Below are 11803 nucleotides of genomic sequence, written 5' to 3' on the forward strand. Positions count from 1 at the left end.
ACAACCAACCCCACAGAACCAGCCACAACCAACCCACACAGGCACACAACCCACACGAGCCAGCCACAACCAACCCCACACGAGCCAGTCACAAACACATCAACCAACACACTATCAAGCACCCAACCACCACACCCACACCCCACAACAACCACACACAGCAGTCATCACAGAAAAGAGGCAGAAAGCTAGTTTACTATTCGTTTGGCGCCCTGTCAAAACGAGAGCCAGCCGAGCAACCAGCCGGCCGCACTGAGAACGCGGCCCTCCCCGGAAGAATTCCCTGGATTTCGCCGCGTCCCGGCGACAGATAAGTAGACTACCGAGACGGCCCCGCCCCGTCAAATCGTCCCCGGGTGAAGGGGGACACAGCTCCGAACGGCCCATCGACGATCCGGACCGCCGAGGCCCGCCCCCGCTACCGCACGGAGACGGGCCGCGTTCGTATATGCCTGGCCGAAGCTCCATTCCGCCCCGCAATCGCAGCGGAGACGGGGCCGCGGGTCCTCATCGCGTTCCCGCCGTCTCGATGACGGCGAGGTTCCTCTTGCCCTTGCGAAGCAGCGCGAACCCTCCCGGAAGGAGGTCCTCCGCGGCGAGCGTGCGCTCGGAATCGGCGATCTTGACGTTGTTGACGTACAGGCCTCCCGACGCGATAGTCCGCCTGGCGGCGCCGAGACCCTTCTCGAGCCCGGCCGCCACGAAGAGCTCCACGAGTCGAGCGCCCACAGCCCCTTGCGCCCGGGGAACCTCCGCGACTGCGTCGGCGAGGGTGCCGGCGTCGACCGATTCGAGGCCGCCCCCGCCGAACAGAGCCCGGGAGGCGGTTGTGACGCGCTCGGTCGCGTCGGCGCCGTGCACCCACGTGGTCACGTCCTCGGCGAGAGTCCTCTGCGCCTCACGGGCGTGAGGGCGCTCGACCAGAGCCGCCTCCAGCTCCAAGATCTCCTCGCGGGTCCGGAAGGTGAAGACCTTGAGCATGCGGACCACGTCGGCGTCGGCCGTGTTGAGCCAGAACTGGTAGAACCTGTAGGGGCTGAACATCTCCGGATTCAGCCAGATGGCCCCGCCCTCCGTCTTCCCGAACTTCGTTCCGTCGGACTTGGTGATGAGCGGATTGGTCATGACGTGGACCGCCGCGCCTTCGACCTTGCGTATGAGGTCCATGCCGCCGACGAGGTTGCCCCATTGGTCGTTGCCGCCGACTTCGAGCGTGCAGTTATGGCGGCGGTAGAGCTCCAGGTAGTCGTTGGCCTGCAGGATCTGATAGCTGAACTCCGTGAACGAGATCCCCTCCTCGGATTCGAGTCGACGCGCGACGACGTCCTTCGCCAGCATCGTGCCCATCCGGAAATGCTTGCCGATGTCGCGCAGGAAGTCGATGGCGGTCATGTCTGCCGTCCAGTCCAGGTTGTCGACGATGCGCGCCGGGTTGTCGCCCTCGAAGTCCAGGAGCCCTTCCAACTGCCCTCTCAGGGCGTCGGCCCATTCCCGGACGACGTCAGCGGAGTTGAGCGTCCGTTCGCCTTTCGCGCGGGGATCCCCGATCAAGCCGGTGGCGCCCCCCACGAGGGCGAGCGGGCGGTGTCCCGCCAGCTGCAAGTGCCTCATGACTTTGACCGCGACGAGATGCCCGTGGTGCAACGAGGACGCGGTGGGGTCGAAGCCGCAGTAGAAGGTGACGGGTCCCTCGTCCAGCGCCGCGCGCAGAGCGTCGATATCCGTGTGCTGGGCGATGAGGCCCCGCCACATCAGCTCGTCGAGGATCTCGCTCACGTTCTCTTCCTCTCCTTCCATCGGCGTGCGGGGCCGACGCCCCGACTCAAGTGTGCCATCTCCGGTCCGATTCCGCCCGTCGCGACCGCTCCGGCCGCCGTTCATCGGCCCGTCTCCTCCGCGCCTAGGCCGACGAGGCCTTCGACGGACAGCGCGACGTCGAGCGGCACTTCGGTTCCCGACATCCTCGGAGTCCATCTCACCCGCGGGCCGATCCCGCGCAGGACGTCCAGAGGGACCGGGTCGTCCAAGTCCAGCAGGCGCGTCAGACGCAGGCCGACCCATCCCGCCTCCGGCCGCGAGGCGTCCGGATTCCACTGCGGTCCGACGTAGATCCGAGTGACGACCTCCCCCACGGCCACGAGGCCCCTCGGATCCAGGCCGACTTTGACGAGAAGCGCAGCGTCCCCCGGCTCCATGCCCGAACGCCGGCCTCCCGTATTCCATTCGATCGGGATGGACTCGCCGCGATCCGACATGGGAAGCCACACCTGCCAGTCCGGATACGGATCGTAGTGGAGACGGGGATTCACAAGGAAGAGGAAGGCGCGCCGCCGGCGTTCCCCCTCTCCCGCGGCGCCGTCCCGCGAATCCCGCTGCCTATCGTGCAAGGATCTCGCTTCCGACGAACACCGCGAGCTGATCGACGCGGGCCTCGGCCTCGCCGAGCTGCTCGGCCACCCGCCCAGGAGCCGTGCCCGCTCGCGCGGCGCGCGAGCCCACCGAGGCCTCCAGGCTGAGAGCGCCCAGGACGTCGGGGGTCAGACGCGGGTCGATCGCCCGATATCCGGCCGCCGGAAGCTCCCACAGTTCGACTCCCCTCCTCTCGCACTCGCGCACGCACGCCCCCGATATCTCGTGGGCCTCGCGGAAGGGAACCCCTCTGCGCACGAGCCATTCGGCCACGTCGGTCGCCAGGGAGAAGCCGCGCGGGGCGAGCTCGGACATCCGATCGAGGTGGAGACTCATCGTCGCGAGCATCCCGGACATCGCGGGGAGGAGGACGTCGAGCGTGTCGATCTGGTCGAAGACAGGCTCCTTATCCTCCTGCAGGTCGCGGTTGTAGGCCAGAGGGAGTCCCTTGAGCGCGGCGAGCAGACCCGCGAGGTCCCCGATGAGCCGGCCCGCCTTGCCACGGGCCAGTTCGGCCACGTCGGGGTTCTTCTTCTGCGGCATGATCGACGAACCGGTGGAGAAGGAGTCGTCGAGCGTGACGAAGCCGAACTCCTGCGTGTTCCACACGATGATCTCCTCGCCTATGCGGGAGAGGTCGACGCCCGTCTGCGCGCAGACGAAGGAGAACTCCGCGACGACGTCCCGGGCGGCGGTGCCGTCGATCGAATTCTCCACGATCCCCGCGAAGCCCAGGTCGGCCGCGACGGCCTCGGGGTCCAGTCCGAGCGTGTTGCCCGCCAAGGCTCCCGAGCCGTAGGGGCTGCGGGACGCGCGCCGGTCCCAGTCGACGAAACGCTCGACGTCGCGCAGCAGCGGCCACGCGTGGGCGAGGAGCTGATGGGCGACGAGCACAGGCTGGGCGTGCTGCATGTGGGTCCGCCCGGGCATGACGGCGTCCCCCGCCCGCCGGGCCTGGACGATGAGCGCCCGGACCGCGTCGAGGAGCTTTCCGGCCAGGCCGCGGGCGCTGTCGCGCAGGTACATGCGGATGAGAGTGGCGATCTGGTCGTTGCGGGAACGCCCCGCCCGCAGTTTGCCGCCGAGGTCCGCCCCTGCGCGCTCGAGCAGGCCGCGCTCGAGCGCGGTGTGGACGTCTTCGTCGCCGGGAAGCGGACGGAAGGACCCTTCGCGGACGTCGGCCTCCAGCTCATGCAAGGCGGCGATCATGCCGGACAGTTCGGCGTCGGTCAGCAGCCCCGCCGCATGGAGGGCCCTCGCGTGGGCGCGCGAGCCGGCCAGATCGTAGGTGGCCAGACGCCAATCGAACTGGGTGGACCGGGACAGCTCGGTGAGCGCATCGGCCGGGTCGCCCGAGAACCTCCCACCCCACAGTGCCACGTGTTCCATGGTCCCCATCCTAACGGCTCGCCCGCCATCCGATCGTCGGAGCGGGCCAAGCGCTCCGCGTGCCGAAGCCCCGGAAAGCGCACCGTCGTCTGACGCGGACGGAACAGACGCTCCGCGTGCATGCCGGAGCCTCGAAGGGCTGAGCGCGCAGAGCGCGGCTGACGGCGGTGCGCGGCGGAGGCCGGCCCGCCGTCAGTAGAGATCGGTCTTGCCCATGGCCTCGCCACGGCCGAATGCGACGTCGCGGGCCGCCGCCAGCTTGGATGTCATGCCGAAGATCTCGATGAATCCGCGCGCCTTGGACTGGTCGTACGTGTCTCCGGCGTCGTACGTGGCCAGATTGAAGTCGTAAAGCGAGCTGCGCGACCGCCGCCCTGTCACGGTCGCCCGCCCCCCGTGCAGAACCATCCTGATGTCTCCGGAGACGTACTCCTGGGTGTCGCGGATGAAGGCGTCCAGGGAGTGCTTGAGCGGGGAGAACCACTGCCCCTCGTACACGAGCGTGCTCCACCGGTCGGACACGGTCTGCTTGAAGCGGATCTGATCGCGGTCCATCGTCACGCGCTCGAGTTCCTGATGGGCGGCTATGAGCGTCATCGCCCCGGGGGCTTCGTAGATTTCGCGCGACTTGATGCCCACCAGGCGGTCCTCGACGATGTCGATGCGGCCGATCCCCTGGGCGCCCGCCCGGCGGTTCAACTCCTGGATCGCCTGAAGCGGCGTGACGCTCTGCCCGTCCACGGCGACCGGGACGCCGGACTCGAAGGCGACGACGACCTCGTCGGGGAGCGGAGGATAGGTCGGATCGTCCGTGTAGGTGTAGACGTCCTTCGTCGGGCCGTTCCAGATGTCCTCGAGGAAGCCGGTTTCGATGGCCCGGCCCCAGACGTTCTGGTCGATGGAGAAGGGGTTGTGGTGCGTCGTCTCGATGGGCAGGTCGTGCCTGTTCGCGTAGTCGATCGAGAACTCGCGGGTCATCGCCAGATCGCGGACCGGGGAGATGCAGGTCAGGTCGGGGGCCAGCGATGTGATTCCATTCTCGAACCGCACCTGGTCGTTGCCCTTGCCCGTGCATCCGTGGGCGACGACGGTTGCGCCGAACCGCCGGGCGGCGGTGACCAGGTGCTTGACGATCACCGGGCGGGAGAGGGCCGATATGAGCGGATAGGCGCCCATGTACAGGCCGTTGGCCTGAAGGTCGAGCATGCAGTACTCGTCGGCGAACTCATCGCGGGCGTCGGCCACATACGCTTCGACCGCCCCGCAATCCAGAGCGCGCTGACGGATGGTCTCGAGATCCTCTCCCCCCTGCCCGACGTCCACCGACACGGTAACCACCTCGGCGCCGGTCTGCTCGCCGATCCAGCCGATGGCCACCGACGTGTCGAGGCCTCCCGAGTAGGCCAGCACGACCCGGCCCCTGCTCTTCGACATTGCTTCCTCCTTCGTGGTTGACAGTTTCCGGTGCGTCACGCCAGTCGCAGCAGCTCTTCGCGAAGCGTCTCGGCGCGCTCGGCGCTTTCGGCGACTACGAGAACCGTGTCGTCGCCCGCGACGCAGCCCAAGACGCCCCCGAGCATGGCCTTGTCGATCCCCCCCGCCAGGATGTGCGCCGCGCCCGGAGGCGTGCGCAGGACGAGCTGGTTCTCCGCCCTCTGCGCGCTCACCAAGACCTCGGGGCACCATCGCTCCAGTTGGGCTCGCGCCCCCATGGCGGCGTTGTACAACTCGGTTTCGTCGGGAATCCGATAGACCTGGTTCCCGTCGGAGTCTCGGACCTTGACCGCGTTGAGCTCGTCGAGGTCGCGGGACAGCGTCGCCTGCGTGACGGAGAAGCCCTCCTTCAGGACGTGGGCCCGCAACTCTCCCTGGGAATGCACAGCGCGCTCGCCTAAGATCTTCGCTATGAGCACGTGCCTGGCCGCCCTGGTGGCCGGTTGAACCCGTTCCTGTGCCGTCACCGGCCCTCCTTCGTCTGCGTGCGTCCATCCGCTGGCCGCCGTCGGTGGGCGGACGCGGATCCGGAAAAGTCCGCACATAAGTATACGCGCAGTTGCATAAAAATGAGGATGAGGTTGGCCACGGCGCCGCCCCGCGAACCGGCCGGCGGCGAGCGTCAGCCGACCGAGGCCAGTTTGCCGATGCTGTCCATGACGCTCACGTATCGGGAGCGCTCGGTCTCCACCGGATCGAGGATCGACTCCCTCGCCCCCCGGTCGACCGCGTCGACCAGGCGCCCCTCCACGCGGATGCGGACCTGTTCGGCCGCTCGCGCGCGGGAGGACCCGGACACGAAGCTCAGCAGCCAGCCAGCCGCCAGCCCTCCCGCCACGAGGCACAGAGGCAGGGGCAGCGGCCCGACGTGCGGAGAGCCGAGGGCCCCGTCCCGCAAGAGGCCGATCGCCGCCAGCGGGACCAGCCACAGGGCGCCCACGAGGAACACGAGGAAGAAGAGGATCTGGAAGACGTTGACGGCCGCCCACCACGACGGCTTGTGCCGGTATTCCAAATCGACCGCGGACATGAGGGAGTCAGCCGATTCGATCAGCTTGGTCGCACGCTCGTCGCTCTTCTCGGCGACCTCGACCCGCCACGTCCCGGGCAGGCAGTCCAGGCGCTCGTCGACGTATTCGCGAACGCGCGAACGCGCGGCCGCAGACGAGCCCGCGGCGAGGTTCCCGGCGCTCGGCCGCCTCTTGCGGTTCGGAGCGCTCACGAGTCCGAGCCGGACGAGCGGGTCGGAGGCGCGGCGCACCAGTCTGGCCGGCGGCCACGCCGTTTCGCGTCTCGCTCTGGCCTCGTAGGAGTCCGCCGCCGCCTTGGCGACGTCGCGGACGCCCGCGGCCGCGGCGATCGCCTGCGACGCGGAGGAGAAGTCCGCCGCGCCGCCGGAGACGTCGCGCCCGCCGTCCTCGCGCACGGCGCGATCCAGGCATTGCCCGGCGGCCCGCAGCTCCTTGGCGAGTTTCAAGCGGGAGGCGTCGCGTCGCCCGACGAAGTCGAGGAGCGCCTGGCGCACGGCCGGCACGCCCTCCCCCGTCCTGGCCGAGGCCACGAAGACCTGTGCGTCCAGTCCGTCGCGGTCGAGCAAGGCGGACACGTCGTCGAGGACCCCTTCGCGCTCGGCGGCGGCGAGCCGGTCGACCTGGTTGAGCACGACGATGCAGGCCGCCCCGCGCTCCATGAAGCGCTCGAGGTACTCCTTGTGTATGACCGCGTCGGCGTACTTCTGCGGGTCGAGGACGAAGACGACGGCGTCGGCGCGCTCAATGAGCGAGTCGGCCACGCTGCGGTGCCGGTGCTCGATCGAATCGAGATCGGGCAGGTCGACGACGACCAGACGATCCTCGCCCAGGGCGCCCGGAAGGACCCGGCGAGAGTCCACCCCCATCCAGTCGAGGACCTCGGTGGCGGCCGAACCCGAGACGGCCAGGGGCGCGTCCGTCGTCGGACGCGTCGGGGCGACCCGCGACACGCTCTCCCCCGCCAGAGCGTTGAGAAGCGACGATTTGCCGCTTCCGGTGGCGCCCGCGAGGACGACGACCGTATGCTGTCCCCCCACCTGGACTCGGCCCCGGACGCGCTCGGCCGTCCGCCCGGCGGCCTCGACCTCGCCGGGGAAGTCCGGGCCGAGGATCCCGATGGCGCGGTCCAGATGCACGATGCCGTCTTCAATGGTGAGTGTCATCGACGCTCCTCCCTCGCGTGCAGGCGCTCTATCCGGCTGAACGCCCTGTTGACCTCATTGCGGAACTCCGTGCCGATGGCGACCTCCTCGCAGGCCTTCCTGAACGGCGCGAGCTCCTCGGCGAAGAACGCCGCGGCGCTCTCGAGGAGGCTCTCGCGGGCCCTCCTCGCCGCCGACCGGACGGCGTCGCGGCCGAAGATCGCCTCCAACAGCCGCTCCGCTCCCCCGGCCGCGCTTCCGGCCGCCGCGGGCCTGCCCTCCGAGAGGCCGGCGGTCGAGGAGAAGACCACGATCATGAGGGCGGCTCCCACGGCGTCCTCCCCGGCGGCGGCCAGCCTGGCCGTGGCGCGCTTGTCCTTGCCCGTCGTTCCGACCAGTCCGGCCAGCGACCGCCGCCACTGCCGAATCGCAGCCTCGGCGCTCCGGGCGCGCTCGCCGGGATCCCGGACGGCGGCCAGGGCCCTGTCGCGAACTTCCGCGGCCCCCTCGCGGGACCTCCAGGCGTCGTCGACCGAGCGCACCGCACCCTGCGCTTCCGCGACGAGGATCGTCCTGAGCGAGGCCTCGATGCCGTCTGCAACCCCGGCGACGGCGGACTCGGACTCCCGCCCCCTGCGGAACCACGCCGAGATGCGGCCCCGCAGCCCGGCGACTCCCCCTTCCAAGCTTCTCATGCGCCCGCTACCGGCGGCCTCGCTCCACCGTTCGAGCACCTCGCTGTGGAGCACGCGCCCGTCCGCCAGGCTCGCGACGACCGAACCGCAGGCCACCCCGTCGGCTTGCGCGACGTCGGCGCGCATGGCCCGCACGGTCTCGCGTTGGTCGTCTATCGCGGCCAGGATCTCCCTGCCGTTGGCGATCAGCCCTCCCATCGCGCCCAGGAGCGTCTGCCTGGCCACCGAGGCCCGTGCGCTGGCGTCGTGGGCGAGCCCGGCGAGCCATCCCGATATGGGCGCGACGTCGGCGGCGGGGATCCGGTCGTCGTCGTCCAGGCGCTCGGATATGACGAACAGGGGCGCGTAGCCCAGGCCGTGCTCGTCGAGCCTGCGGGCCAGGTCGGGCCGCACCTGCGCCCCGACCCCCGGAGGCACGCGGTTGAGCACGATGGCGACGACGACGTCGCGATCGGCCGCCTCGCCGAGCATGGACCACGGAATGGCATCGGCGTAGCGGGATGCGCTCGTGACGAAAAGCCAGAGGTCGGCCGCGGCCATGAGCTGGGCGGCCAGATGCCTGTTCCCCTCGACGACCGAGTCCACGTCGGGGGAGTCGAGGAGGGCCAGTCCGGCCGGAAGCGACGACCTCTCGGTCAATTCGATCTCCACGTGGGGGTCCTGCCCGTCCGCGGGGGCGCCCTCGTCGGGATCTCCCTCGCCGGACGCAGGGGAGTCGCCGGGAGCCCCTTCGCCGGGCGCGGCGGCGCTGCCGGGACCCGGAGGCTCCTCACCGGAGGCAGGGATGCCTTCGCCGTCCGCGGAGGCGGCGGGCTCCTCCGGCCTTGGCCTCTGGGGCGAGGGTCCCTCAGACGGCCCTCCGGTCGCCTGCTCCGGCGCCTCGGACTCCGTCTCCTCCGTCCCCTCTTCCCCTTCCTCCGGTCCTCTGACCACCCTCGTCAGGCCGGGGAGGATCCTTGCGTCGTCGAACCAGTGGGCGTCTCCGGGGGCGTGGATGAGGAGCGGACGCCTGGTGGTCGGGCGGATCGCCGAGGCCCTGGCGACGTTCTCCTCCAACATCGAATTGACGAGGGTGGACTTCCCCGACCCCGTCGATCCCCCCACGACGGCGACGAGCGGTGCGTCGAGGTTCGTGATCCGGGGAAGGACGTAGTCGTCGAGCTGATGCAGCGAATCTGCCAGGACGTCGCCTGCGCGAGCGGCCGAGGGTATCTCCAGCGGGAAGGCCGTACGCGCCAGCACACCCCTCAGGGACCTCAGCGCTCCCACCAGTCCTGTCTGCGAAGCGGCGGGAATGCTCACTGGACCTCACTTACACGGGGGAGCAGGTCGAGGGGAGGAGGGCTCCACGTCTCGGGATCTGCGGCCGTCTGTTCCCCCGAGCGGATGTCCTTGACCTGCTCGCCGTCCTCGGTGGAGAACCACACGTACGGAATGCCCCGCCTGTCGGCGAACCTGATCTGCTTGCCGAACTTCGCCGAGCTGGGAGAGACGTCGGCCGGTATCCCCCTCCTGCGCAGCCCCATCGCGGTCGCCTCGGCCCCGGGCCTCTGCTCCTCGCTGTTGACGGCCACGAGCACGCACGTGGGCACCTTCCTCGAGGCGGCGGCCAGGCCGCGGCCGAGAACGCGGGAGACCAGGCGGGACACGCCGATCGACAGGCCGACCCCGGGATAGGTTCGCCTCCCGTCGCCGACGAGCGAGTCGTAGCGCCCGCCCGAGCACACCGAACCGAGGTCTTCGTGGCCGGTCAGGAAGGACTCGTAGACCGAGCCGGTGTAGTAGTCCAGGCCGCGGGCTATCTTCAAGTCCGCCTCCACCGAGCCGGGGATCAGCGCGTTCGCCCTCTCGACCAGCCCCACGAGCTCCTCCAGGCCTTCATCCAGGAGGCGCGACTGCGCCCCGAGGGCGCGCACCCGGTCGGCCACGGACGCGTCGGACCCGCTGATCTCCGCCAGGGCGAGCGCCTTGTCCGCCTGCTCGCGGCTGGCCCCGACGCGCTCGACGAGCAGCTCGGCGACGGCCGCGGGGCCGATCTTGTCCAATTTGTCGACGACGCGGAGGGTTTGCGCGACGTCCTCGACGCCGACGGCCTCGTAGAAGCCCTGAGCGACCTTCCGGTTCGACGCCTTGACGCGGACGCGGGGTATCGGAAGCCTGCCGAGCGCGTCGACCATGACGAGCGGCAGCTCGATCTCGTGGTGGAAGGCCAGGGAATCGGCGCCCACGATGTCCACGTCCGCCTGCGTGAATTCGCGGAAGCGACCGTCCTGAGGGCGCTCCCCCCGCCAGACCCGCTGAATCTGATACCGCTTGAACGGGAAGTCGATCCTGCCCGCGTGCTCCAGGACGTACCGCGCGAGGGGAACCGTCAGGTCGAAGTGGAGGCCCAGACGCGATTCCCCGCCCTCCTCGCCCTGCAGACGGTCCAGGACGTAGACCTCCTTGGAGGTCTCCCCCTTGCGCAGGAGCTGGTCGAGCGGTTCGACGGCGCGCGTCTCGATCCCGGAGAATCCGTGGAGCTCGAAGGTCGATCGCAGGGAGTCGAGGATCCGCTGTTCGACGAGCCTGTCCTCGGGCAGCCACTCCGGGAAACCTGACAAAGGCGCAATCTTCATAAAGTGTATTATTTCACGAAAGCCGGGCGCCTCAGCCATGACGAGATCCACCCGGCGCGTGACCTTGCCCGCATGACGCGGGTGTATAAGACGAACGGCCTCTAACCGACGGCCAACGCCTGTCGCAGATAGTAAGAGTGGGCCCGTTCGCGCCCGACGGTGGAAGCCGGGCCGTGCCCCGGGAAGAACACCGTCGCGGGGTCGACGACGCGCACGAGGGTCCGCAGGGACGCGGCGGCCGCCGCGGGATCGCCTCCGTGGAGGTCCGTCCGGCCGACGCCGTCCCTGAAGAGCACGTCCCCGCTGAGCATGAGGGCCTGGCCGGCCACTCCCTCGGGGAAGGCCGCGGACTCGCGATCGGGGTCGACGGCCCCGTTCAGGAGGAAGACGCTCGACCCCTCGGTGTGCCCCGGAGCCGGCAGGGCGCGGATGGCCACTCCCGGGACGATCTCGGCGCCGCCGTCTGCGAAGAACTCCCCCGGAAGAGCCCTCGTCCCCTCGGGCTTGATCCATCCGTGCCCCGACGCGGCCTCGAAAGTCGAGCCGAGCGGCCGGGCGTAGGCGACCGGATCGTCCATGCGGTACAGGTCCGGCCCGGGAATGAAGACGGGCGCTTCGCCGGCCACGAGCCCCGAGTCCCAGACGTGGTCCATGTGGCCGTGTGTGCACAGCACGGCCCCCAGGCTCAGACCCTTGCGCTGGAGGGTCTGGTCGATCCACGCCGCGCTTCCGGCCCCCGGGTCGACGACGAGTGCGGGCGAACCGGGGGAATCGGCCAGGATGTAGCAGTTGGCTTCGATGAGCGTTCGAGAGTAGCGAAGAAAGATCATACCGCCACGCTAGCCACAACGTCCCGTTCTGTCACACCGGAGCCTTTCAGCGGACTGCCTCCTCCAGTGGCAGCCGGAACGGCACTCACCACGTACAATGTCGGTAAACGTTGCCACGCGGCGCGCCAGCGCTGTCTCTCAAGGAGCCTCAATGTCTGAGTCCACCACACCCCCCACCCCCAAACCCGTCCCCCG

General features: G+C 69.5%; 9 protein-coding genes. All 9 read right to left on the minus strand.

Annotated elements, in window-relative coordinates; translation table 11 throughout:
- Window positions 1–507 precede the first annotated feature (507 nt).
- The 9 genes from tyrS to HMPREF0043_RS06250 all read right to left on the minus strand — a co-directional run bounded on the left by tyrS (window position 508) and on the right by HMPREF0043_RS06250 (window position 11608).
- Complete coding sequence (gene tyrS / locus HMPREF0043_RS06210; protein ID WP_040318006.1) at window positions 508–1776, minus strand: tyrosine--tRNA ligase; 1269 nt, start codon at window positions 1774–1776, stop codon at window positions 508–510.
- A 101-nt stretch (window positions 1777–1877) separates the two neighbouring features.
- Window positions 1878–2387, minus strand: a complete 510-nt coding sequence (locus HMPREF0043_RS06215; protein ID WP_021602114.1) for a hypothetical protein — start codon at window positions 2385–2387, stop codon at window positions 1878–1880.
- On the minus strand, window positions 2377–3798 hold the full coding sequence (gene argH / locus HMPREF0043_RS06220) for an argininosuccinate lyase (RefSeq protein ID WP_232206062.1): 1422 nt from the start codon (window positions 3796–3798) through the stop codon (window positions 2377–2379). Before argH ends, HMPREF0043_RS06215 begins: the two co-directional genes overlap by 11 nt.
- A gap of 192 nt (window positions 3799–3990) precedes the next feature.
- On the minus strand, window positions 3991–5232 hold the full coding sequence (locus tag HMPREF0043_RS06225; protein WP_021602116.1) for an argininosuccinate synthase: 1242 nt from the start codon (window positions 5230–5232) through the stop codon (window positions 3991–3993).
- 35 nt (window positions 5233–5267) lie between these two features.
- On the minus strand, window positions 5268–5759 hold the full coding sequence (gene argR, locus HMPREF0043_RS06230; protein ID WP_021602117.1) for an arginine repressor: 492 nt from the start codon (window positions 5757–5759) through the stop codon (window positions 5268–5270).
- A 155-nt stretch (window positions 5760–5914) separates the two neighbouring features.
- Complete coding sequence (locus tag HMPREF0043_RS06235; RefSeq protein ID WP_021602119.1) at window positions 5915–7486, minus strand: GTPase; 1572 nt, start codon at window positions 7484–7486, stop codon at window positions 5915–5917.
- Entirely contained in the window at window positions 7483–9462 is a 1980-nt protein-coding gene (locus tag HMPREF0043_RS11485) for a GTPase domain-containing protein (protein WP_021602120.1), read from the minus strand. The genes HMPREF0043_RS06235 and HMPREF0043_RS11485 overlap by 4 nt, the downstream gene beginning before the upstream one ends.
- The gene (hisS, locus tag HMPREF0043_RS06245; protein WP_040318004.1) at window positions 9459–10778 is read right to left on the minus strand and encodes a histidine--tRNA ligase; all 1320 of its coding nucleotides are present in this window, start codon (window positions 10776–10778) and stop codon (window positions 9459–9461) included. The genes HMPREF0043_RS11485 and hisS overlap by 4 nt, the downstream gene beginning before the upstream one ends.
- A 101-nt stretch (window positions 10779–10879) precedes the next feature.
- The gene (locus HMPREF0043_RS06250; RefSeq protein WP_021602122.1) at window positions 10880–11608 is read right to left on the minus strand and encodes an MBL fold metallo-hydrolase; all 729 of its coding nucleotides are present in this window, start codon (window positions 11606–11608) and stop codon (window positions 10880–10882) included.
- Window positions 11609–11803 lie beyond the last annotated feature (195 nt).

The sequence above is a fragment of the Actinobaculum sp. oral taxon 183 str. F0552 genome (assembly GCF_000466165.1).
Lineage (GTDB): Bacteria > Actinomycetota > Actinomycetes > Actinomycetales > Actinomycetaceae > Peptidiphaga.